Source organism: Streptomyces sp. A2-16 (assembly GCF_018128905.1).
Classification (GTDB): Bacteria; Actinomycetota; Actinomycetes; order Streptomycetales; family Streptomycetaceae; genus Streptomyces.
This window is the reverse complement of sequence record NZ_CP063808.1, coordinates 6,084,451-6,105,924: the sequence shown is the minus strand read 5'-3', so window position 1 is coordinate 6,105,924 and position 21,474 is coordinate 6,084,451. Positions and strand designations below refer to the sequence as shown.

The window sequence follows — 21,474 nt, the reverse complement described above, 5'->3', positions numbered from 1 at the left end:
ACCGGCGGTCACGGGGGCCTCGGCTCATCCCAGGGTCACCGTGGCCTGCACCGGCAGATGGTCGCTCGGGAACTGCCCGTTCAGCGCGAAGGTGTCGATCCAGGCCCGGTGCACGGTCGTGCCGGGCGTGGCGAGGATCCAGTCGATGCGCTCACCGCCCGGAGTCAGGGGTTTGTAGCCGTGGAAGGTGGCGTACGGCTCGCCGCGTTCGGCGGCCGCGTCCCAGGTGTCGACGAGCCCCGTGGCGAGCAGGGTGTCGTACGCCCGGTTGTCGTGCGCCGCGGCGTTGAAGTCACCGGTCACCAGGACCGGTGTCGCCGGGTCGAACGCGGCGATCCGCCGGCCGAGGAACTGCGCGGAACGCTCGCGCGCGTACTGGCTCACATGGTCGAAGTGGGTGTTGAGGACGTGGAACTCCTGTCCGCCGCCCGCCCGGTCACGGAAGCGCACCCAGGTGACGATCCGGGGGAGCGCGGCGCCCCAGGTGTTCGAGCCGACGACCCTGGGCGTGTCGGAGAGCCAGTGCGTGTCGTGCTCGACGGGGACGAGGCGCCGGGTGTCGTAGAAGATCGCCGTGGACTCGTCGTGAGACCCGCCCTCGCGGCCGGTGCCGATCCAGTCGTAGTGCCGTCCGAGGTCGGAATGGATGTCGCGCAACTGCTGGTAGAGGCCTTCCTGCGTGCCCATCAGGGTGGGCGCCTGCTGACGCAGCAGTCGGCGCATCACCGGGCGGCGGACGGCCCAGCTGTTGGGTTCGGAGGTACTGGCGAAGCGCAGATTGAACGTCATGACATCGAGTCGGCGGTTGGACGGTTTGGCGGCGGAGGCTGGCAGCGTGCCCATCAGCGGCACGGTGACGGCGGCGGCCACGGCGGTTCTCAGGCCCATACGACGCGTCATTCTGTGGGTGTCCGACATGGTGTTCCCTCCCGACGGGACAGGATGAATGTTCGAACCGGAGTGCGGTAGAGGGCGTAGAGGTTCTCGGCACCTTGAATGAACGAGGTGGCTCATGCTGTGGACGGGGTGTTGACCGCCGGGAAGCTTCGCGGATAACTTCGTTCTACGGATTGTTGATTCCGTATGACGGAAAAGTGGAGGGTGTGGGATGGGTCAGGGCCAGCAGGAGCGGGTGGCGACGAGCCTCGCGGGTGCCGTCAGCGAGGAGATCAGCGCCTCCCTCGCGCCGGTCGACGCCGAACTGGAGCGCCGCTACCCCGGCGACCCCGGCACGCGCCAGCCCGTGCACACCGTCTACGTCCCCGGTGACGCCTTCGCCGCCGACACCGTCCGCTCCTGGGGCCGGAAGGCCCTGACCGCCCTCGACGAACACGCCCCGGACGCCGCGTCCTTCGCCGCCGTCCTCGGGCTGTCCGACGAACTCGCCGAACCCGTCCACGCGCGCGTGCGCGCCAAGCTGGAGCGCGAGCCGATCGAGGACCTGCGCGTCGACTTCGAGGACGGCTACGGCCCGCGCCCGGACGCCGAGGAGGACGAGACGGCGGCCCGCGCGGCCCGGCTGATCGCCGAGGCGTACGAGAACGGCACGGCGGCGCCGTACATGGGCATCCGCATGAAGTGCATGGAGGCGGCCGTCCGGGACCGGGGCATCCGGACCCTCGACGTCTTCCTCACCGGTCTGATGGCGGCGGGCGGTCTGCCCGAGGGGCTGGTGCTGACGCTGCCCAAGGTGACCTACGCCGAGCAGGTCACCGCGTTCGTACGGCTCCTGGAGGCCTTCGAGAAGGCGCACGGACTGGACGCCGGGCGGCTCGGGTTCGAGATCCAGATCGAGACCAGTCAGGCCATCCTCGCCACCGACGGCACCGCCACCGTCGCCCGGATGATCCAGGCCGCCGAGGGCCGCGCCACCGGACTGCACTACGGCACCTTCGACTACAGCGCCTGCCTCGGCGTCTCCGCCGCCCACCAGGCCAGCGACCACCCGGCCGCCGACCACGCCAAGGCGATCATGCAGGTCGCGGCCGCGGGCACCGGCGTACGGGTCTCGGACGGCTCCACGAACGTCCTGCCGGTCGGGCCGACGGCGAAGGTCCACGACGCCTGGCGGCTGCACTACGGCCTGACCCGCCGGGCCCTGGCCCGCGCCTACTACCAGGGCTGGGACATGCACCCCGGCCACCTTCCCACCCGGTACGCGGCCGTGTTCGCCTTCTACCGCGAGGGCTTCGAGCAGGCCGCCGGCCGGCTCACCCGGTACGCCAACCGCACCGGCGGCGACGTCATGGACGAGCCCGCCACCGCCAAGGCGCTCAGCGGCTATCTGCTGCGCGGGCTCGACTGCGGGGCCCTCGACATCGGCGAGGTCGCCCGGCTGACCGGCCTGACCCGGGCCGACCTGGAGGGATACGCCGCACCCCGGCGCGGGGATCTGACCGCCTCCGCGAAATAGTCTCCACGAAGTGGCGGAAGACGTAGCGGCCCTGTCACAGTCGCAACCATCGGCCGGAGTTGTCACTCCTGCCCCGTAGTCTGTACCGCACACACTGACGGGTCACAGGAACGGGGCAACAGTGTCTTCGGGGGAGACCAACGAAAAGGGCCAGGACGAGGCCGGTCGGCTGCTGGCCGGGCGTTACCGGGTCATGGCACAGCTCGGGCGCGGCGGCATGGGTGTGGTCTGGAGGGCCGTCGACGAGGTCCTCGGCCGTGAGGTCGCCGTCAAGGAACTGCGCACCTACACCGACGCCGACGGCCCCGAACTCGCGGATTTGCGGCTGCGGATGCAGCGCGAGGCCCGTGCGGCCGCCCGGGTCCGCCATCCCGGTGTCGTCGCCGTGCACGACGTGGCCGAGGTCGACGGGCGTCCGCTGATCGTCATGGAGATGGTCGACGGCCCCTCCCTGGACGCCGTGCTCCGTAAGCGCGGCCCCTTGGACCCGCGTGAGGCGGCCGAGATCGGCGCCAAGGTCATGGACGCGCTGGCCGCCGCCCACGCGGCCGGCGTGCTGCACCGGGACGTCAAGCCCGGCAACATCCTGCTCGACCGCTCGGGCCGCGTCCTGCTCACCGACTTCGGCATCGCCACCATGGAGGACCCGGGCGACGGCTCGGCCACGAACCTCACCCGCACCGGCCATCTCGTCGGCTCCCTCGACTACATGGCGCCCGAGCGCGCCCAGGGGGCCGATCCCGGACCGGCCTCCGACGTGTGGGCCCTGGGCGCCACCCTGTACGCGGCCGTCGAGGGGGCCTCGCCGTTTCGCCGTACGTCGACGTTCTCGACGCTCACCGCGATCGTGGGCGAGCCGCTCCCCGAGTCCCACCGTGCCGGCCCCCTCGCGCCCGTGCTCCGGCGCCTGCTGGACAAGCGGCCCGAGGCCCGTCCCGGGGCCGAGGAGGCGCGCGGGCTGCTGCAGGCGGTGGCGGACGGCGCCGCGCCCGCGGCGGACAGCGCCACGACGACCTTGCGGGACACGGCGGGAGCGGCGGGGCCGGCCGGGACCGTCCCCCACGCTCCGACGGCGCCGGTGACGGCGGACGGTCCCGGGCCGGTGGATCCGACGGGGTCGGCGCCCGCAGCTTCCTCGCAGGAGACGCCGGGGGCCGCGCAGCCGACCGGGCCCGCGACGGCTCCAGTGACCGCGCATCCCGGGCAGGGCTCGCCGGGCGTGGAAGACAGCGGTGCCATCGGGCAGCAGGGCCAGGGCCGGCCTGTCGAGGGTGCCACGGGGCAGGCCGAACCGCCGGCGCCCTGGTGGGTGGCATCCGCTCCGCAGAGCGGTGGTCCGGCACAGGCCTCGGAGACATCCGCCGTCGCTCAAGGTCCTGGCCCTGTTCCGGGACAGGTTGTTCCTCAAGGCCCTGTTCCGGGTCAGCCCGGACCTGCGGCGCACAGCTACGAGACGTCCGTCGTTCGCGACACGAGGGCCGTGGACGCCTCCCGCGCGCCCCGTCGCAACAGACGCGTCCTGCTCGCCGCGGCGGCCGTCGCGGTTGTTCTCGCGGTGGCCGGCACGGCCGTCACCTTGATGAACAACTCGGGCAAGGCCGAGGCCGACGCCCGGCCGATCGCGTCCGGCACCAGTGAGTCCGCCACCGCCTCCGCCTCGGCGCGCACCGACGACAACCCCTCGGGCAGCGCCGCGCTGACGGACGGGGACGCCGGGAAGAGCCCGAGCGCGAAGGGGAAGCCGGGCGAGGACGGCAGCTCCGAACCCACGAACCGTCCCTCCGCGTCCTCGACGGCGCACTCCTCCGGCGGTGGCTCCTCCGACGACGACGCGGGCGGCGGCTCCGGGGACGGCGGTACCGGCGGGGACAGCGACCCGAGCACCCCGGCACCGGCCCCGGCCTGCACCGCCATCGGCGGCGGCAAGTACAACTGCACCGTCTGGAAGACCGCCACGTCCTACACGGCCTCCGGCGACGAGGCCGGAATCCTCAAAGCGGGCACCAACTACTTCTTCTGCCAGTCGAACCTGGGCCGCCGCGAGACGTCCGGCGCGTGGACCAACGTCTGGTGGGCGAAGACCGACGACGACAGCGGCAACACCGGCGTCTACGTCAGCGACGTCTACATCAAGGGCGGCAACAACGACGAGCCGGTGCCCGGACTCCCGGTCTGCTGAGGCGTCACGTACCGCTCCAGGCCGGACTCCGTCACCCGTTTCTCGTCGGCGAACAGCCGGGTCCCCGCCGCGCACAGCAGCCGGTCGGCGCGGGCCCGTGCCACGAACTCCTCCGGTGTGACGCCGAACAGCTCCCGCAACCGGGCCGACCCCACCAGGAGTTCGGTCAGCAGCTCCCGCTGACCGGGGTGGGTGCGCGGAGCCCCGGTGCCGTCGTGCAGGACGCCGTGGCGGTTGACGTACGAGTGGACGCCCGGCAGCGTGCGGCCGCCGGGCAGTTCGACCCGCACCTCCGGTGCGGGCAGCCAGGCGCGCCCGTAGTTGCCGTCCGACAGCGGCACCCCCTCGCTCGCGTCGACGACCGCGAGCTGCTCGGCGTCCAGCCAGATGACGAACAACTCCCGTACGGCGTCCGGTGCCTGGAAGGGCGAGGCGGACACGTATCCCATGCGGCTCACGTGCGCGGAGACACCAACGTCGACTCCGGTCACCCGGGCCCGCACCATCGGGATCGGCGAGGTGATCCCGAACTCGGCCATCTTGTGCCGCAGTTGGGCCGGACTGGCGTTGGAGCCGACCGTGAGGACGGGGGCGCGGTCCTCGTGCCACCACAGGTCGCGGGAGAGCGGGACCAGTCGGTCGCCGTCGAGCAGGGCGGAGCTCGCCGGCCAGGCGCCGGGATAGCTCAGCGGGTGATCGCGAGGAGCCTCGGCCAGGCCCAGTGCCTCCAGGGTGAACTCCGCCATCGGCCGCTCAGTCCGCCGGCGGCAGCTCGCCCGAGCCCCGGGTGATCAGTCGGGTCGGCAGCTCGATCCGCTCCGGTGTCAGCAGGGTGCCGTCCAGCTGCCGGAACAGGCGCTCGGCGGCTGTTCTCCCCAGCGCCGCCGCGTCCTGGGCGACGACCGTGACGCCCGGTTGCAGCAGATCGGCGAGTTCGATGTCGTCGAAGCCGACGAGGGCCACCCGGCGGGTGTGTTCGGCGAGGACCCGGATCACGGTCACCGTCACCCGGTTGTTGCCGGTGAAGATCGCGGTCACGGGGGAGGGGCCGGAGAGCATCTCCTCGGCCGCCCGGCGCACCCGCTCCGGGTCGGTGACGCCGAGCGACGTCCAGGCGTCCGCCACCTCGATGCCGGCGTCCTCCATGGCGGCCCGGTAGCCGCGCAGTCGCTCGGCGGCGGTGTGGATGCGGGGCATGTCGCCGATGAAGCCGATCCGCCGGTGACCGTGGGCGATGAGATGGGCCACGGCGTCGCGGGCACCGCCGAAGTTGTCGGAGAGGACGACGTCCGCGTCGATCCGGCCCGCCGGACGGTCCACGAACACCGTGGCGACGCCCGCCTTGAGCTCCGGTTCCAGATAGCGGTGGTCGTCACCGGCCGGGATCACCACCAGGCCGTCCACCCGCCGGGCGCACAGGGCCAGCACCAGCTCCTGCTCGCGGTCCGGGTCCTCGGCGCTGGAGCCGTTGATGAGCAGGGCGCCGTTGGCCCGGGCCACCTCCTCGACCGCACGGCTCAGGGGGCCGTAGAACGGGTCGGCGAGATCCTCGAGGACCAGGCCGATGCTGGCGGTACGGCCCTTGCGCAGGACGCGCGCGCTGTCGTTGCGGCGGAAGCCGAGGGCCTCGATGGCCTCCCGCACCCGGTGCTCCGTCTCGGGGGTGACCCCCGGTTCGCCGTTGACCACCCGGGAGACCGTCTTGAGCCCGACGCCGGCCCGCGCGGCCACGTCCTTCATGGTCGGACGGTTGCCGTACCGGGTCGTGGCGAGGCGGTCTGCTCGGCTGTGGGTGTCGGGCACGATACGGCGTCCTGTCCTGTCGTCGACGGGGATGCGGCGGTCCATGATTTTGTATGAGGATGTGGCGTCGAGCATAGAGCCTGGACAACGTTGTCAGATGCGGGAGACACTGTCCACCGCAATCTGTCGGCCAGCGCCCCCACCGCGACACCGGCCTGTCCATCCCTCAAGGTTGACCGGGGAGAACTGACACTGATGCACACCGACCTCGTGGCTGCGCTCGACATCGGCGGCACCAAGATCGCCGGAGCGCTGGTGGACGGCCACGGCCGGATCCTGCTCCGGGCGCAGCGCGCCACGCCCGCGCAGGAGGACGGCGAGAGCGTGATGCGCGCCGTCGAGGCGACCCTCGGCGAGCTCACCGGCTCGCCGCTGTGGGGGCGCGCCACCGCCCTCGGCATCGGCAGCGCGGGTCCGGTGGACGCCTCCAGGGGCACCGTGAGCCCGGTGAACGTGCCCGGCTGGCGCGACTACCCGCTGGTCCGCAGGGTCCGGGAGGCGGCCGGCGGGCTTCCCGTCGAGCTGATCGGCGACGGGGTGGCCATCACGGCGGCGGAACACTGGCAGGGCGCCGCGCGCGGGCACGACAACGCACTGTGCATGGTCGTGTCGACCGGCGTCGGAGGCGGTCTGGTGCTGAACGGCCGGCTGCACGCCGGGCCCACCGGCAACGCCGGTCACATCGGGCACATCAGCGTCGACCTCGACGGCGACCCGTGCCCGTGCGGTGCGCGCGGCTGCGTGGAGCGCATAGCCAGCGGCCCGAACATCGCCCGGCGCGCGCTGGAGAACGGCTGGCGGCCCGGTCCCGACGGCGACACCTCCGCCGCCGCGGTGGCCGAGGCGGCCCGCGGCGGTGACCCGGTCGCCGTGGCCTCCTTCGCCCGGGCGGCCCAGGCGCTGGCCGCCGGTATCGCGGCCACGGCCACCCTCGTGGAGATCGACATCGCGGTAATCGGCGGCGGGGTCGGCAAGGCGGGGGACGTCCTGTTCGAGCCGCTGCGCAAGGCCCTGGGCGACTACGCGACCCTGTCCTTCGTCCAGCGGCTGACGATCGTGCCCGCGCAGATGGGCACCGACGCCGGGCTGGTCGGGGCGGCCGCGGCGGCGCTGGCGAAGCGTCCCGACCCGGCCGCCGCGGTCTGACGACGGCCGGGCCCAGGACCGGGAGAAACGTTCACGTGGCGGCCGGGCGGAACCCGGCCGCCACGTGCGTACGGCGGCTCTCAGCAGCTCAGCCGCGCGTCCCCCCAGTCGGCGTGGTCCGAGTCGATGCCGTCGCCCGCGTCGGTGACGACCAGCCGGACCAGCCGGGCGCCGGTGACGTCCGCGGTGAGCGGCTGGGCCGGCATGGCGTTGGTGAGGACGCCGGTGGACGCCACCTTGGTGCCGTCGGCCCACACCTCGAAGGCGACCGTGCCGTTCGCGCCCTTCTCGTCGTCGACGCCGACCTGCGCGGTGACCGTCTCGCAGGCCGCGCCCGTGTAGTACTCGACGGAGCTCTCCGCGTGCACACCGAGACCCTTGGCGTACACCACCCCGCCGATGGTGATCGGATGTCCGTCGCCCGCGGCGCTCTCCCCGTTGCTGGTGTTGCGTTCGACGGGACCGTAGCCGTTGGTGGCCGACAGCCACGGCAGGTCACCGAGGCCCGAGGTGCCCGCGGGCGGCGGGACCACCACGGTCGCGGTGAAGGGCAGTGTGCTGTCGACCCGGACACCGGCCGGTGAGCGGTATCCCGCCTCGAGCGTGAGGTCGTACGACCCCGTCGGCGTCCCCGGGGGAGCGGTGACCGACCACTTCGTGCGCAGCGAACGGCCCGTGGACAGGGCCGCGGCCGAGGTCGGCGACGTCGCCCTCACGGCCCAGCCCTCGGGACCGGACAGCCGCACGGAGACCTTCCTGGCCGGAGTGCGTCCCAGGTCCGTGACCGTCGTCGTCAGCGCGGCGGGAAGGCCCGCCTGGACCAACGGGCTGCCCTCCAGGCCGAGTTCGACGGCAGGCGGGTGCTGATGCCACCTGCGGTCGGGGAAGACCCGTACGAGAACCGTTCCGTGCGCGGGGACGGTCGCCGAGATCGAGCCCGCGGTGTTGTAGCTCCTGTGCTGCCACAGGTCGCGCAGGGTGTAGGCGTCGGCGCCGGGCAGCCCTACGGCCGTCGCGGTCGTGGCGACGCGCTGCGGGCTGCTCGACTCGTTGAACAGGGCGACCGTACGGCTGCCGTCCTTCATCTCCTTGGCGACGACCCAGCGCCCGCCCTCGGAGGAGACCACGGCGCCCTGTTTGCCCAGCGGGTCCTGGTCGACGGCGATGACCTCCTTGTTGCCGAGGATCTCGAAGGTCTCGGCGGAGGCCGAGCGCAGGTCGCTGCCGATGAGCAGGGGGGCGGCCATGACCGACCACATCGAGAAGTGCGAGCGGTACTCGGTGTCCGTCATGCCGCCGTTGCCGACCTCCAGCATGTCGGGGTCGTTCCAGTGGCCGGGGCCGGCGTGGGGTGCCAGGGGGAGGTTCTGCTTCAGGATCGAGAGCATCGAGCCCCAGGTGTCGCTGATGTCGCCGGTGGTGCGCCACAGGTGTCCGACGTCGGCGGCCCACTCCCAGGGCTTGTTCTGGCCCCATTCGCAGATGCTGTAGACGATGGGTCTGCCGGTCGCCCGAAGGGCGTCACGCATGGTCGTGTAGCGCTGCCTGGCGTCCACGCCCTGGTTGTTGCAGTTGTCGTACTTGAGGTAGTCGACGCCCCAGTCGGCGAACTGCCGGGCGTCGCTGTACTCGTGGCCCAGCGCGCCCGGGAAACCGACGTCGCTGCACGTCTTGGTGCCCGCGCTGGTGTAGATGCCGAGTTTGAGGCCCTTGGCGTGCACGTAGTCGGCGACGGCCTTGATCCCGTTCGGGAATCTGGCCGGGTCCGGGACCAGTTGTCCGTCGGCGTCCCGGTCCGGCAGGGCCCAGCAGTCGTCGAGGTTGACGTACTGGTACCCGGCGTCCTTGAGGCCCTTGTCGACGAAGATGTCCGCGATCCCCTTGACCATGGACTCGTTGAACTCGGCCCGGCAGTGGGTGGAGTTCCAGTTGTTGAAGCCCATGGGCGGGGTGAGGGCCAGGCCGTCGGCCAGGGCGGGCGAACCCGTGCCCGCCTCGTCGGCGACGGCGGGAGCCCCGGGCACCGCGAACAGCAGCACCGTGAGTGCGGCGACCATCCTTCGGCGGGTCGTGCGGGTGTGAAGGTGACGCATCGTTACGTTCCTCCGAACCGGCGGAAGGGTGCGATGACGACATGTACGCGTCATCGTGTTGGGCGTTTACGTTAGGACGTGTTCGACTGTGGTGGAAGGGAGCGGTATGGCACACCGCAGCGTGACCCAATCCGTCCGGTGACGTTGATCAGCTCATGAAGAAGCGCAGCATGCTCGCCATCGCCTCCCTCGCCACCGGCTTCGTCGTCGCGGCGGTCACGCCCTCGCACGCCCTGGGCGAGGACCTCAACCACATCGACGTCGACAAGACCCTCAGCACCCTCGACCACACCGTCGCCAGCGACAGCCTGGACGGCCTGGACGAGAGCGCCCTCGGGCAGAACGGCTGACGGGAACCGCACGAACGCGGCTCGGGGGCCCCTCGTCGCGAGGGGCCCCCGAGCCGCGTTCGTGCGCCCTCATCTGCGGCTGGTTTCCGTGGCAGGGTGGAACGGGCAAGCCTCAGGGGGCCAAACAGAAGAGGGGGAGTCCGTGATCGTCTGGATCAACGGCGCGTTCGGTGCGGGGAAGACCACCACCGCACGAGAACTGATCGAACTGATCCCGAACAGCACGCTCTTCGACCCCGAGGACATCGGCGCGGCGGTCGTGCGTCTCCTGCCGCCCAAGCACCTCGCCGAGGTCGGCGACTTCCAGGACCTGCCGATCTGGCGACGACTGGTGATCGACACGGCGGCCGCGATGCTCGCCGAACTCGGCGGGACCCTGGTGGTTCCCATGACCCTGCTGCGCCAGGAGTACCGCGACGAGATCTTCGGCGGCCTCGCCGCCCGTCGGATCAGCGTCCGCCACATTCTCCTCGCCCCGGCGGAAACGATCCTGCGCGAACGAATATCAGGCCGGGAGACCCCACCGGCCCTGTCGCCCGGCGAGCCGGGGCAGGGGCACTGGGCGTACGAGCACCTCGAGCCCTACCGGGCCGCCCTCTCCTCCTGGCTCACCGCCGACGCCCACCTGGTCGACACCGGCGCGCTCACCCCGTACGAGACAGCCGCCCGCATCGCCGAGGACCTCGGCGCCGGGCGCGTGCCCGTGTGCGACATCGTGCAGACCCCCGAGCCCACCGCCGAGACCGTGGCCGCCGGGGTGCTCCTCTTCGACGAGCAGGACCGGGTGCTGCTCGTCGACCCCACCTACAAGGCGGGCTGGGAGTTCCCCGGCGGAGTCGTCGAGCCCGGCGAGGCGCCCGCGCGGGCCGGGATGCGCGAGGTGGCCGAGGAGACCGGCATCCGCCTCGACGAGGTACCCCGCCTCCTCGTCGTCGACTGGGAGCAGCCCGTCCCTCCCGGATACGGCGGACTGCGCCTCCTGTTCGACGGGGGCCGGCTCGACTCCACCCGGGCGGGGGCGGTACTGCTGCCCGGCCCCGAACTGCGCGGCTGGTGCTTCGCCAGCGAGGAGGAGGCCGCGGAACTGCTGCCACCGGTGCGCTACGAGCGGTTGAGGTGGGCGCTGCGGGCCCGGGAGCGGGGAGCGGCGCTGTACCTGGAGGCTGGGGTTCCGATCGGCTGACGTACGGGTGAGACCCCGAGCAGGCCCCGACGGCGCGCACCGCCGTCGGGGCCTCGCTCTGTCCGGGCATGTTCGAGTCAGGCAAGCGGAGGGCGAGAACCCGCCAAGGGAATCGTCGCGATACCTCCATGTCAGAGCTAACGAAACGTCCCGCCCTCGTCAACTCTTGGCAACGAGCGCAAACAATCCCCTTTTCGGTCATTTTCTGCCTTGACCGGTCTCTCGGCGTGTTGCGACAGTCCGCTCAGTCTCACGGCGCCGACAACGGCCGGCGACCGACACCTTTCCTCCAGAGAACTGCCTCATGACGAGACCCTGTCCGTCGGCGCCGGCGAAAACCCCGCGCCGGCCCCAGCACATACCCGGGACGTCCGCACGATGACGACGCAACAGCAGCCGATGCCCGCCGACACCGGCACCCCGCACGCCGGTGAACCGTCGCCGGAACCGCGGAGCGACGGCACGGTCATCACCGGGCGTTCGCCCGCCCGCATGGCCTGGCGGCGCATCAGACGGGACAAGGTCACCATGGCCGCGTTCGTGATCACGGTGCTCTTCGTCCTGATCGCGCTGCTGGCCCCGCTCCTGACGGCGATCACCGGCTGGGGGCCGATCACCCCCGACGGCAAGGCGATCGACCCGGACACCGGCAACTTCCCGCGCGGAGCGCTGGGCGGCATCAGCCTCACGCATCTGCTGGGCGTCGAACCGGGCACCGGCTACGACCTGTTCGCCCGGATCGTCCACGGCCTGCGCACCTCGCTGCTCGTCGGCTTCGCCTCGGCCGTGCTGTCCACCGTCGTCGGAGTCGTGGCCGGACTCGCCGCGGGGTACTCCGGCGGCTGGGTCGACAACGTGCTGTCACGGATCATGGACGTGATGCTGGCCTTCCCGCAGCTGCTGTTCATCATCGCCCTGACCCCGGTCATCCAGAACGCGATGCAGACCAACAGCCACGGCGGCACCGACGAGAACCTCCGGCTGCTGGTCCTCGTCCTGAACATCGCGGTGTTCGCCTGGGCCTACACCGCCCGGCTGGTGCGCGGACAGGTCCTGTCCCTGCGCGAGCGGGAGTTCGTCGACGCGGCGCGGATCATGAGCGCCGGGAAGTGGCACATCCTCTTCCGGCAGCTGCTGCCGAACCTGTGGGCCCCGGTCCTGATCTCCTTCGCGCTGGCCGTCCCGCAGAACATCACCACCGAGGCGGCCCTGTCCTACCTCGGCGTGGGCGTCATCCCGCCCAACCCGGACTGGGGGGCGCTGCTCTCGGACGCCTCCCAGTACTTCCTGCAGGACCCCATGTACCTGTTCGTCCCCGGAGTCCTGCTGCTGATTCTCGTCCTGGCGCTGAACCTCCTCGGCGACGGCGTCCGGGACGCCCTGGATCCCCGCGCGGCCCGCGGCTGACGCGGTCCCCCTCAACACCGGCGCGTGCGGCCCCATTCGAGCCGTCGTCGCCGAGCCGTACAAGAACGGAGTGTTACCTCATGACGCGCAGAAGGCGCTCGATCGTGCTCACGGCCACCGCCGTGGCGATCGCCCTGGGGGCCACCGCATGCGGAGGCTCCTCCAGCACCAGCGGAAGCGGCTCCCCGACCAAGGGCGGCACCCTGACCGTCCTCGACCACGCCGACTTCGACCACCTCGACCCCCAGCGCGTCTACACGACCGAGGGTTCGAGCATGGACCAGGAGCTCGTGCGCACCCTGACCGGCTGGGACGAGACCGGCTCCCAGCCCAAGCTGGTCGGCGACCTGGCCACCGACACCGGAACGCCCAGCGCGGGCGACACCGTGTGGACCTTCCACCTGCGCAAGGGTGTCACCTGGCAGGACGGTACGGCGGTCACCTCGCAGGACGTCAAGTACGGCGTCGAGCGGACCTTCTCGCCCGACATCAACGGCGGCCCGCCGTACGCCAGTCAGTGGCTGGTCGGCGGCTCCTCGTACAAGGGCCCCTACTCGGGCAAGGAACTCGCCTCCATCCAGACGCCGGACGCGTCCACCATCGTCTTCCACCTCGACCAGCCCGTGGCCGACTTCAACCAGACGACCGCGATGCCCGGCTGGTCAGGGGTGCCCAAGGCCCACGACACCGGTGCCACGTACGACACGCACGTCTGGTCCGACGGGCCGTACATGATCAAGTCGTACGCCAAGAACAAGGAACTCGTCCTCGTCAGGAACACCCACTGGAAGCAGTCGACCGACCCGATCCGGCAGCAGAACGTCAACGAGATCGACGTGCAACTCGGCCAGGACCAGTCGGCGATCGACCAGCAGATCAAGTCCGACGCCGGTACCGCCCAGACCTCGATCATGCAGTGGCCGATCGCGGGCTCCGACCTGACGACGATCACCAATGACCCGTCCCTGAAGTCGCGCCTCTACAACATCCCGGCTCCCGGCATCAACTACCTCGCCATCAACACCACCCGGACCAAAGACCTGAAGGTCCGTCAGGCGATCGAGTACGCGATCGACAAGACCACCGTCCGCGGCGCGTTCGGCGGTTCGGCGTACGGCGCCTACGCGAGCACGATGCTCAGCCCCGGCATCGGCGGCTACCAGAAGTTCAACCTCTACAGCGCCAACCCCGCCGGAGACATCACCAAGGCCAAGGCGCTGATGAAGCAGGCGGGCAACCCCAAGCTCACCATGTCGCTCGCGGTGGAGAACACCCCGACCCTGGAGCACTTCGGCGACGCCGTGAAGACCTCGCTCGCGAAGATCGGCATCACGGTGAACATCACCCCGATCGACGCGGCGAACTACTTCAGCAACATCGACAACGTCAAGAACCAGTACGACCTCACCTGGGTCGACTGGATCGCGGACTGGCCGAACGCCTCCACCGTGCTGCCCGTCCTCTTCGACGGACGCCAGATCGCGAAGCTGCCGCAGTCCAACCAGGACCAGTCCTACCTGAACGACCCCACCGTCAACGCGCAGATCGACAAGATCGCCAAGATGACGGACGTCAAGCAGGCCGACGCCGCCTACGGCGCCCTGGACCAGCAGATCATGAAGGACGCCGCCGTGGTCCCGCTGATGTACATGAAGTTCAGCGATCTGTCGGGCTCCAAGGTCGGCGGAATCATCTCGGACCCGATCCTCGCCGAGCCCAGCCTGGTTCACGCCTACGTCAAGAGCTGAACGCACCCTCCCAGCCCCGCCGGCGGTCCCGGCCGGCGGGGCACCCCTCTCACGTCAGGGTCCCGCACGACATGCTTCGTTACCTCATCCGGCGCCTGCTGGCAGCGGCCGCGATCCTCCTGGTGATCACCGTGATCACCTTCTTCATCTTCTTCGCGCTGCCGTCCGACCCCGCACTCCTGGCCTGCGGCAAGACGTGCTCGCCGTCCCGGCTGGCCGAGATCAAGCATTCGCTCGGGCTCGACCAGACCTTCCTCAAGCAGTTCTGGGAGTTCTTCAAGGGACTCTTCATCGGCCGGAACTTCGGCGACCAGAGCGTGCGCGTGCACTGCGACGCGCCCTGCCTCGGCATCTCCTTCCAGACCGACACCCCGGTCCTGACCACCCTGCTGGACGACTTCCCGGCCGACCTGTCGCTGGGTCTCGGCGCCGCGGTGTTCTTCCTGATCCTGGGCGTCGGCCTCGGCACGGTCGCGGCCGTCCGCCGGGGGAAGGCCGCGGACAAGGCGGCGGTGGGACTCGCGCTGCTCGGGGTCTCCGTGCAGATCTACTTCGTCGGACTGCTGCTGCTCTACCTGTTCGTCGACAAGTGGCAGATCCTGCCCGCCTCCGGCTACACCCCGATCACGCAGGACCCCGGCGCCTGGTTCCAGGGACTGATCCTGCCCTGGGTCACCCTCGTCATCGTCTACCTCGCGCTGTACACCCGGCTCACCCGCTCCTCCATGCTGGAGGTCCTCGCCGAGGACTACATGCGCACCGCCCGGGCCAAGGGCCTCTCGAGCAGCAGAGTCGTCCTCAAGCACGGCCTGCGGGCCGCGATCACCCCGATCATCACCATCTTCGGCATGGACGTCGGCTCGCTGATCGGCGGCTCCGCCGTCATCACCGAGTCGGTGTTCGGCATCAACGGCATCGGCAAGCTCGCGGTCGACTCGGTACAGAACTCCGACCTGCCGGTCATCCTCGGCACCACGCTCTTCGCGGCCACCTTCGTGGTGCTCGCCAACGTGGTCGTCGACGTGGTCTACGGCCTCGTCGACCCCCGTGTCCGCCTCGCCTGAGCCCTCTCACCGCAGCAAGGAAACCCCGTGTCCCTCCAGACCTCACCGCAACCGGCGGCCGCCGATCCCGCGGCCGCCCCCTTCCTCGACGTACGGGACCTGCGGGTGCACTTCCCCACCGAGGACGGGATCGTCAAGTCCGTCGACGGCGTCTCCTTCACCCTGGAGAAGGGCAGCACTCTCGGCATCGTCGGCGAGTCCGGCTCGGGCAAGTCGGTCACCTCGCTGGCCCTGCTCGGACTGCACAAGGGCACGCGTGCCGAGGTCTCCGGCGAGATCCGGCTGGACGGGCGGGAGCTGGTCTCGCTGCCCGAGCACGAGATGCGCGCCCTGCGCGGCCGTACGGTCTCCATGATCTTCCAGGACCCGCTGTCCGCCCTGCACCCGTACTTCACCGTCGGCGCCCAGATCGCCGAGGCCTACCGGGTCCACCACAAGGTCTCGAAGAAGGAGGCCCGGGAGCGGGCCGTGGAGATGCTGAAACGGGTCGGCATCCCGCAGCCCGAACGCCGGGTGCGGGACTACCCGCACCAGTTCTCCGGCGGCATGCGGCAGCGCGCGATGATCGCCATGTCGCTGGTCTGCGACCCCGAACTGCTCATCGCCGACGAGCCGACCACCGCCCTGGACGTCACCGTCCAGGCGCAGATCCTCGACCTGATCCGCGATCTCCAGGAGGAGTTCGGATCCGCGGTCATCCTCATCACCCACGACCTCGGTGTGGTGGCCGACATCGCCGACGACATCCTGGTGATGTACGGCGGCCGCCGCATCGAGTACGGCACCGTGCACGACGTGCTCAAGGAGCCCCAGCACCCCTACACCTGGGGCCTGTTGGAGTCGATGCCGCAGATCACCGGGGACGTCGAACGACGGCTGAACCCGATCGCCGGCTCCCCGCCGAGCCTCATCAACCCTCCCTCGGGCTGCGCCTTCCACCCCCGCTGCACCTACAAGGGCTGGGTGCCCGAGGGGCGTTGCTCGGTGGAGCGGCCCGAACTGGTGGCCGTTCCCGGCACCGGCCGGCACCTCGCCGCCTGCCACCTCACCCCGCAGACCCGGCAGGAGATCCGCGTCCGTACGGCCACGGGGGCCGCGCAGTGACCGCGGTCGACGAACAGGAGCAGCCCGTGAGCACCACCCAGCCCGCCGCCGGGGAGCACCTGCTCGAAGTCACCGGCCTCACCAAGCACTTCCCGATCCGCCACGGCATCGTCTTCCAGCGGCAGATCGGGGCCGTGCACGCCGTCGACGGCATCGACTTCACCGTCGGTGCCGGTCAGTCGCTCGGCCTGGTCGGCGAGTCCGGCTGCGGCAAGTCCACGACGGGCCGGCTCATCACCCGCCTGTCGGAGCCCACGGCCGGAAAGGTGATGTTCGACGGCGAGGACATCACCCACACCCCGGAGAACCGGATGAGGGAGGCCCGCCGCAACCTCCAGATGATCTTCCAGGACCCGTACTCGTCCCTGAACCCCCGGCACACGGTCGGCACGATCGTCGAGACGCCCATGCGGCTCAACGGCATCAACCCGCCCCAGGGGCACAAGAAGCGCGCCCAGGAACTCCTCGAGACGGTCGGCCTCAGCCCCGAGCACTACAACCGCTACCCGAACGAGTTCTCCGGGGGCCAGCGCCAGCGCATCGGGATCGCCCGCGCCCTCGCCCTGCGGCCCAAGCTCATCGTGGCCGACGAGCCGGTGTCGGCGCTGGACGTCTCCATCCAGGCGCAGATCGTCAACCTGCTCCAGGACCTCCAGCGGGAGCTGGGCATCGCGTTCGTCTTCATCGCCCACGACCTTGCCGTCGTACGGCACTTCTGCGAGCGGGTCGCGGTGATGTACCTCGGCAAGATCGTCGAGGTCGCCGACCGGCAGACCCTGTACACCGGGCCCCGGCACCCCTACACCCACGCCCTGCTCTCCGCCGTTCCCGAGGCCGACCCGGACGGCACCCGGCGGCGCGAGCGCATCCGGCTCGCCGGGGACGTGCCCTCGCCGATCGATCCGCCGTCCGGCTGCCGCTTCCGCACCCGGTGCTGGAAGGCACAGGACAAGTGCGCGACCGAGGAACCGCCGCTGGTGCGCCTGTCGGGCAACGCGGACGGGCATCTGACGGCCTGCCACTTCCCGGAGGAGCCGAGCGTCGAGGCCCGCGATCAGGACATCGTGCTCGACCCGGCGCTGACCACCCTGGAGGACAGTGCGTCGACCTCCTCGTGAGGGTAAGGGGTGAACCTGCTCTCCTGTTCCAGTCGTCGGTTGAAGTCGCCCACGGTGGCGGCCAGTCGGGCATGCCGGGAAATGAGGGCGGCCGCGGCGGCGGGTACCTTCTCGGGTTGCCTGCCGTTCGCGCACGAACGGATGTAGTCCTCGCGCTCGTCCCGGTCCAGGCCGTACTGGTCGACGACCAGCCAGTGCACCAGGTAGGAGAGGGCATAGGCGCGGTCGTAGCGGTGGTGGCGGTCGTGGAAGTCGCGCTCCGCCGGGGCCAGTTCGAAGCGGCTGGACAGGGCGAGCCCGTAGTCGGTCAGGCAGAGCTGTCGTCCGTCGGTGAGGATGTTGCCGAAGTGCGCGTCGAAGTGCACGAGTTGCTGCTTCCTGAGAAAACCGGTGACGGCTTCGAGGCCCTGCTCCACGAGGGCGCAGGCCGAGTCGGCGTCGTCCGAGCGCAGCTGTCGGGCGAACCAGTCGTGAAGGGTGTGCGGCACGTGCTCCAGGAACAGGGTCAGGCTCGCGGACGCGGTACGCAGGGCCTCGATGCGCGCACGGCCGCCGCCCCAGTAGGCCACGGCCCCTTCCACGTCGGCCAGTTCCCCGGGAAGCGGCTGCGGCGCGTCGGCCAGGATCCGCCAGTGGTGCATCAGCGGGAAGCCGGGGAAGCGCCCTGACCGCACCCAGTTCGTCGTCATCTCGTGCACGGCCAGCTCGCGCCAGGCGCCGAAGCCGGGGCTGCCGATGGCACCGATGCCGTAGTGGCAGTGGACCGGCATGTCGAAGAGGTTCGCGGTGGAGCGGACGTTGTCCGGTTCGAGCTCGAGGTCGCTGAGGGGCAGCCGCTTCACGAAGACCCGCACCCCGTCGACCTCCACCAGCGTTGCCCGCCCGCCGATCCCGACACTCAGCGGGGTGCCGGACGCCACGAGATCCGCGAGGTCCCGGTCGCTCAGGAGGGCGAGAGCGGTGGCGGTGTCGGCGTGGGCGCGGAGGCGGGTCAGGGATTCCATGCGCCTATGAAAAGGCATGAAAGGCCCCCGCCCGAGGGCGAGGGCCTTCCGTCGAGGGCGTAGCGGTCGGGTCAGCTCGCCGCGTAGTTGCGCAGGAAGAGGGCCTCCGCCACCGACAGACGCTCCAGCTCCTCGGGGGAGACGCTCTCGTTCACGGCGTGGATCTGCGCCTCTGGCTCGCTCAGGCCGATGAGGAGGATCTCGGCGTGCGGGTAGAGGCCCGCGAGGGTGTTGCAGAGGGGGATCGAGCCGCCCTGGCCGGCGTACTGCATCTCCTGGCCCGGGTAGGCCACCGCCATCGCCTCGGCCATCGCCGCGTACGCCGGGCTGGTGGTGTCGGCGCTGAACGGCTGGCCCTGGCCGATCCGCTCGGTGCTCAGCCGCGCCCCCCACGGGGTGTGCGCCTCCAGGTGCGCCTGGAGCAGCCTGGTCGCCTCGTCGGTGTCGATGCCCGGCGGCACCCGCAGGCTGATCAGCGCGCGGGCACTCGCCTGCACGGACGGGGTGGCGCCGACGACCGGCGGGCAGTCGATGCCGAGGACCGTCACGGCCGGGCGGGCCCAGATGCGGTCGGCGACCGTGCCGTCGCCGATCAGCTCCACGCCGTCCAGGACCTTGGCGTCCGCCCGGAACTGCTCCTCGTCGTACTGGAGGCCGTCCCAGGACGCGTCCGGCGTCAGGCCGTCGATCGTCGTCGAGCCGTCCTTCGCGCGCAGCGAGTCCAGCACACGGATCAGCGCGGCGAGCGCGTCGGGGGCGGCGCCGCCGAACTGGCCCGAGTGGAGGTTGCCCGCCAGGGTGTCGATCCGGACGCGCATCATGGTCATGCCGCGCAGGGTGGCGGTGACCGTCGGCAGACCGGCGCGGAAGTTGCCGGCGTCGCCGATGACGACGGTGTCCGCCTCCAGGAGCCCGGGGTGCTGCTCGGCGTACCGCTCAAGACCGCCGGTGCCCTGCTCCTCCGAACCCTCGGCGATGAACTTGACGTGGACCGGGACCCCGCCGTCGGCCTTGAGGGCGCGCAGCGCGAGCAGGTGCATGATCACACCGCCCTTGCAGTCGGCGGCCCCGCGCCCGTACCAGCGGCCGTCGCGCTCGGTCAGCTCGAAGGGCGGGCTCGTCCAGCCGGCCTCGTCCAGGGGCGGCTGCACGTCGTAGTGGGCGTAGAGCAGGACGGTCTTCGCGCCCTCGGGGCCGGGCAGGTAGCCGTACACCGACTGGGTGCCGTCCGGGGTGTCGAGCAGCGCCACGTCCTGGAATCCCTCGGCGGTGAGCGCGTCCGCGACCCAGCCGGCGGCGGCCTCGCTCTCGCTCCTCGGGAACTGGTCGAAGTCCGCCACCGACCTGAACGCCACCAGTTCGGTGAGCTCCGCCCGCGCCCTCGGCATCAGCGAGGCGACGGTCTCGGCGACCGGATTCGACGACATGGGCACGCTCCTTGTGGGTGCGACGTTGTAGCTGTGAGTGCCGTAGATCCTCCCACAGTGGTCTGTGGGCGGGCCCGCCGTAGGATGCGGGAGACAGGTGCGGCAACGGCTTGATCGGGAGCAGCAGACCATCGTGAGCAGCGAGAACTCTTCGGCGGACGACGCTTCGGCGGACGGCGTGCAGGACGACGGGCAGCGGGTGTGGGACGTCGTCGTGGTGGGCGCGGGACCCGCGGGGGCCTCGGCCGCCTACGCGGCGGCGGTCGCGGGACGGCGTGTGCTGTTGCTGGAGAAGGCCGAGCTGCCCCGTTACAAGACGTGCGGCGGCGGGATCATCGGTCCCTCGCGGGACGCGTTGCCGCCCGGCTTCGAGCTGCCCTTCCGGGACCGGGTGCACGCGGTCACCTTCTCCAACAACGGGCGCTTCACCCGGACCCGGCGCTCCAAGCAGATGCTGTTCGGGCTGATCAACCGGCCCGAGTTCGACCAGCAGCTCGTCGAGCACGCGCAGAAGGCGGGCGCCGAGCTGCGCACCGGTGTCGCCGTCCAGCGCGTCGAGCAGCACGGCTCGGCGGTGCCGGACCGGCGCACGGTCGCCGTGGTCCTCCAGGGCGGCGAGACCGTGCTCGCGCGGGCGGTTGTCGGGGCCGACGGCAGCGCCAGCCGGATAGGAGCCCATGTCGGGGTCAAGCTCGACCAGGTCGACCTCGGCCTGGAGGCGGAGATCCCGGTGCCGGAGACCGTCGCCGAGGACTGGAAGGGGCGGGTGCTCATCGACTGGGGCCCGATGCCCGGCAGTTACGGCTGGGTCTTCCCGAAGGGGGACACCCTGACCGTCGGGGTGATCTCGGCGCGGGGCGAAGGCGCGGCCACCAAGCGGTACTTGGAGGACTTCATCGGGCGGCTCGGCCTCTCCGGGTTCGAACCGAGCATTTCCTCCGGCCATCTGACCCGCTGCCGCGCGGACGACTCGCCGCTCTCGCGCGGGCGGGTGCTGGTGTGCGGCGACGCGGCGGGGCTGCTGGAGCCGTGGACCCGCGAGGGCATCTCCTTCGCGCTGCGCTCCGGGCGGCTCGCGGGGGAGTGGGCGGTGCGGATCGCCGAGGCCCATGACGCGGTGGACACCCGGCGTCAGGCGCTCAACTACGCGTTCGCCATCAAGGCGGGCCTCGGCGTCGAGATGAGCGTCGGCAAGCGGATGCTGACCGCGTTCGAGCGCCGCCCGGGCCTGTTCCACGCCGCGCTGACGGGATTCCGGCCCGCGTGGAACGCGTTCAAGGAGATCACCCAGGGTGCGACCTCGCTGGGCGAGCTGGTCCGGGGCCGCCCGATGGCCCAGCGGGCGCTGGCCGCGCTGGACCCGCGACCGGCCGAGCGCGGTGCGGCCGCCGGCGGCGAGGCCACGTCCTGACGGTTCGCCTCCTGACGATTCGCC

At 71.0% G+C, this 21,474-nt stretch carries 17 protein-coding genes; 11 read left to right on the top strand and 6 right to left on the bottom strand.

What is annotated here, in order from left to right; translation table 11 throughout:
- Positions 1 to 24: 24 nt before the first annotated feature.
- On the bottom strand, positions 25 to 888 hold the full coding sequence (locus IOD14_RS27375; RefSeq protein ID WP_249126084.1) for an endonuclease/exonuclease/phosphatase family protein: 864 nt from the start codon (positions 886 to 888) through the stop codon (positions 25 to 27).
- 220 nt (positions 889 to 1,108) lie between these two features.
- On the opposite strand from IOD14_RS27375, the gene IOD14_RS27370 reads away from it, so the two are divergent.
- Together IOD14_RS27370 and IOD14_RS27365 are read left to right on the top strand one after the other, a co-directional pair.
- Positions 1,109 to 2,413: an aldolase/citrate lyase family protein gene (locus IOD14_RS27370; RefSeq protein ID WP_123987471.1), complete on the top strand. Its 1,305-nt coding sequence runs from the start codon at positions 1,109 to 1,111 to the stop codon at positions 2,411 to 2,413.
- Positions 2,414 to 2,534: 121 nt separating this feature from the next.
- The gene (locus tag IOD14_RS27365; RefSeq protein WP_212671807.1) at positions 2,535 to 4,592 is read left to right on the top strand and encodes a serine/threonine-protein kinase; all 2,058 of its coding nucleotides are present in this window, start codon (positions 2,535 to 2,537) and stop codon (positions 4,590 to 4,592) included.
- On the opposite strand, the gene IOD14_RS27360 is transcribed toward IOD14_RS27365, so the two are convergent.
- Together IOD14_RS27360 and IOD14_RS27355 are read right to left on the bottom strand one after the other, a co-directional pair.
- Complete coding sequence (locus IOD14_RS27360) at positions 4,538 to 5,338, bottom strand: hypothetical protein (RefSeq protein WP_212671806.1); 801 nt, start codon at positions 5,336 to 5,338, stop codon at positions 4,538 to 4,540. The genes IOD14_RS27365 and IOD14_RS27360 overlap by 55 nt on opposite strands.
- Before the next feature lie 7 nt (positions 5,339 to 5,345).
- Positions 5,346 to 6,395 (bottom strand): LacI family DNA-binding transcriptional regulator, encoded by a 1,050-nt coding sequence (locus tag IOD14_RS27355; protein WP_123992512.1) that lies wholly within the window; start codon positions 6,393 to 6,395, stop codon positions 5,346 to 5,348.
- Positions 6,396 to 6,590: 195 nt separating this feature from the next.
- On the opposite strand from IOD14_RS27355, the gene IOD14_RS27350 reads away from it, so the two are divergent.
- The gene (locus IOD14_RS27350) at positions 6,591 to 7,541 is read left to right on the top strand and encodes an ROK family protein (RefSeq protein ID WP_212671805.1); all 951 of its coding nucleotides are present in this window, start codon (positions 6,591 to 6,593) and stop codon (positions 7,539 to 7,541) included.
- Between the two features lie 80 nt (positions 7,542 to 7,621).
- Here IOD14_RS27350 and IOD14_RS27345 read toward each other — a convergent pair whose 3' ends face one another.
- Entirely contained in the window at positions 7,622 to 9,634 is a 2,013-nt protein-coding gene (locus IOD14_RS27345; protein WP_212671804.1) for an NPCBM/NEW2 domain-containing protein, read from the bottom strand.
- 155 nt (positions 9,635 to 9,789) lie between these two features.
- Between IOD14_RS27345 and IOD14_RS27340 the strand changes: the two genes are divergently transcribed.
- From IOD14_RS27340 to IOD14_RS27310, 7 genes are all read left to right on the top strand, one after another.
- Positions 9,790 to 9,984, top strand: coding sequence for a hypothetical protein (locus IOD14_RS27340; RefSeq protein ID WP_123987467.1), 195 nt, complete (start codon positions 9,790 to 9,792; stop codon positions 9,982 to 9,984).
- Between the two features lie 142 nt (positions 9,985 to 10,126).
- Entirely contained in the window at positions 10,127 to 11,167 is a 1,041-nt protein-coding gene (locus tag IOD14_RS27335) for an NUDIX domain-containing protein (RefSeq protein ID WP_212671803.1), read from the top strand.
- Positions 11,168 to 11,545: 378 nt separating this feature from the next.
- A complete protein-coding gene (locus tag IOD14_RS27330; RefSeq protein ID WP_123987465.1) occupies positions 11,546 to 12,574 on the top strand; it encodes an ABC transporter permease in 1,029 nt (342 codons plus the stop codon).
- An 80-nt stretch (positions 12,575 to 12,654) separates the two neighbouring features.
- Positions 12,655 to 14,322: an ABC transporter substrate-binding protein gene (locus IOD14_RS27325; protein ID WP_123987464.1), complete on the top strand. Its 1,668-nt coding sequence runs from the start codon at positions 12,655 to 12,657 to the stop codon at positions 14,320 to 14,322.
- Positions 14,323 to 14,393: 71 nt separating this feature from the next.
- Positions 14,394 to 15,386: an ABC transporter permease gene (locus IOD14_RS27320; protein WP_123987463.1), complete on the top strand. Its 993-nt coding sequence runs from the start codon at positions 14,394 to 14,396 to the stop codon at positions 15,384 to 15,386.
- Between the two features lie 27 nt (positions 15,387 to 15,413).
- Complete coding sequence (locus IOD14_RS27315; RefSeq protein WP_123987462.1) at positions 15,414 to 16,490, top strand: ABC transporter ATP-binding protein; 1,077 nt, start codon at positions 15,414 to 15,416, stop codon at positions 16,488 to 16,490.
- A complete protein-coding gene (locus IOD14_RS27310) occupies positions 16,487 to 17,608 on the top strand; it encodes a dipeptide ABC transporter ATP-binding protein (RefSeq protein WP_123987461.1) in 1,122 nt (373 codons plus the stop codon). The genes IOD14_RS27315 and IOD14_RS27310 overlap by 4 nt, the downstream gene beginning before the upstream one ends.
- Here the strand turns inward: IOD14_RS27310 and IOD14_RS27305 are convergent.
- Together IOD14_RS27305 and IOD14_RS27300 are read right to left on the bottom strand one after the other, a co-directional pair.
- Entirely contained in the window at positions 17,545 to 18,612 is a 1,068-nt protein-coding gene (locus tag IOD14_RS27305) for a protein kinase family protein (protein WP_212671802.1), read from the bottom strand. The genes IOD14_RS27310 and IOD14_RS27305 overlap by 64 nt on opposite strands.
- A gap of 71 nt (positions 18,613 to 18,683) precedes the next feature.
- A complete protein-coding gene (locus tag IOD14_RS27300; protein ID WP_212671801.1) occupies positions 18,684 to 20,039 on the bottom strand; it encodes a dipeptidase in 1,356 nt (451 codons plus the stop codon).
- A 133-nt stretch (positions 20,040 to 20,172) separates the two neighbouring features.
- On the opposite strand from IOD14_RS27300, the gene IOD14_RS27295 reads away from it, so the two are divergent.
- On the top strand, positions 20,173 to 21,450 hold the full coding sequence (locus tag IOD14_RS27295) for a geranylgeranyl reductase family protein (protein WP_212671800.1): 1,278 nt from the start codon (positions 20,173 to 20,175) through the stop codon (positions 21,448 to 21,450).
- Positions 21,451 to 21,474 lie beyond the last annotated feature (24 nt).

Bases quoted from the DNA above. Each gene is read 5' to 3' on its own strand.
- IOD14_RS27375 (WP_249126084.1), bottom strand. From the start codon at position 888: ATGGGCCTGAGAACCGCCGTGGCCGCCGCCGTCACCGTGCCGCTGATG.
- IOD14_RS27370 (WP_123987471.1), top strand. From the start codon at position 1,109: ATGGGTCAGGGCCAGCAGGAGCGGGTGGCGACGAGCCTCGCGGGTGCC.
- IOD14_RS27360 (WP_212671806.1), bottom strand. From the start codon at position 5,338: ATGGCGGAGTTCACCCTGGAGGCACTGGGCCTGGCCGAGGCTCCTCGC.
- IOD14_RS27350 (WP_212671805.1), top strand. From the start codon at position 6,591: ATGCACACCGACCTCGTGGCTGCGCTCGACATCGGCGGCACCAAGATC.
- IOD14_RS27345 (WP_212671804.1), bottom strand. From the start codon at position 9,634: ATGCGTCACCTTCACACCCGCACGACCCGCCGAAGGATGGTCGCCGCA.
- IOD14_RS27340 (WP_123987467.1), top strand. From the start codon at position 9,790: ATGAAGAAGCGCAGCATGCTCGCCATCGCCTCCCTCGCCACCGGCTTC.
- IOD14_RS27330 (WP_123987465.1), top strand. From the start codon at position 11,546: ATGACGACGCAACAGCAGCCGATGCCCGCCGACACCGGCACCCCGCAC.
- IOD14_RS27325 (WP_123987464.1), top strand. From the start codon at position 12,655: ATGACGCGCAGAAGGCGCTCGATCGTGCTCACGGCCACCGCCGTGGCG.
- IOD14_RS27320 (WP_123987463.1), top strand. From the start codon at position 14,394: ATGCTTCGTTACCTCATCCGGCGCCTGCTGGCAGCGGCCGCGATCCTC.
- IOD14_RS27305 (WP_212671802.1), bottom strand. From the start codon at position 18,612: ATGGAATCCCTGACCCGCCTCCGCGCCCACGCCGACACCGCCACCGCT.
- IOD14_RS27300 (WP_212671801.1), bottom strand. From the start codon at position 20,039: ATGTCGTCGAATCCGGTCGCCGAGACCGTCGCCTCGCTGATGCCGAGG.